Raw genomic sequence first — 849 nt, forward strand, 5'->3', positions numbered from 1 at the left:
TCTTTTTCTACCAAAAACAACTCCTTTTGCCATTGCCTCTTGGCGACCTTCATTGGTACGCTCTAGTATTCTCTGTCGTTCTGCCTGGGCCACTGCAGATAGAATAGTGACAACCATTTTACCCATCTCCCCATCGGTACTGATTCCGTCATCAATAAACCGAATGGATACACCTTGGGCGTCAAACTCTTTTATTAACTGGATCATGTCAGCAGTATCGCGCCCAAGGCGGTCAAGTTTCTTCACCAAGATGACGTCACCTTCCTCCACCTTCATCCTCAGCAAGTCCAGCCCTTTCCGATCGCTTGAACTGCCCGATGCCTTGTCAGTAAAGATGCGATTTGCTTTCACGCCTGCGTCTTTGAGTGCCCGAACCTGAATATCGAGAGATTGCTGGCTGGTTGATACCCGTGCGTAACCAAAAAGTCGCATAAAAATGTATCCTAAATCAAATATCGGACAAGCAGTGTCTGTTATAACAAAAAATCGATTTAATAGACACATTAACAGCACTGTTTTTATGTGTGCGATAATTTATAATATTTCGGACGGTTGCAAAATTGTTAATGAATAACTGTCAGGTAGGGAGCCTGATATGCCTGTCGACTTTCTAACCTCTGACCAAAAACAGAATTACGGTTGTTATGCTGCAGAACCTAATGACGTGCAACTGGCGCGCTATTTTCATCTTGATGAACGGGATCTGGCCTTCATTAACCAACGACGGGGCAAACATAATAGGCTGGGCATTGCGCTTCAGCTCACCACAGCCCGTTTTCTGGGAACATTTCTGACGGATTTAACTCAGGTTCTGCCTGGTGTTCAACATTTTGTCGCGGTACAGCTTAA

Annotated in this window: 2 protein-coding genes; one reads left to right on the forward strand and one right to left on the reverse strand. The window is 44.9% G+C overall.

Translation table 11 applies throughout. The features are described 5' to 3' along the window. Positions 1–432, reverse strand: a 432-nt coding sequence (locus HSP_RS0108100; protein ID WP_010129789.1) for a recombinase family protein, incomplete at its 3' end; no start/stop codon positions are given. 163 nt (positions 433–595) lie between these two features. Between HSP_RS0108100 and HSP_RS0108105 the strand changes: the two genes are divergently transcribed. Further along, on the forward strand, positions 596–849 hold a 254-nt coding region (locus HSP_RS0108105), incomplete at its 3' end, for a DUF4158 domain-containing protein (protein WP_010129790.1).

The sequence above is a fragment of the Haemophilus sputorum CCUG 13788 genome (assembly GCF_000238795.1).
GTDB lineage: Bacteria > Pseudomonadota > Gammaproteobacteria > Enterobacterales > Pasteurellaceae > Haemophilus_A > Haemophilus_A sputorum.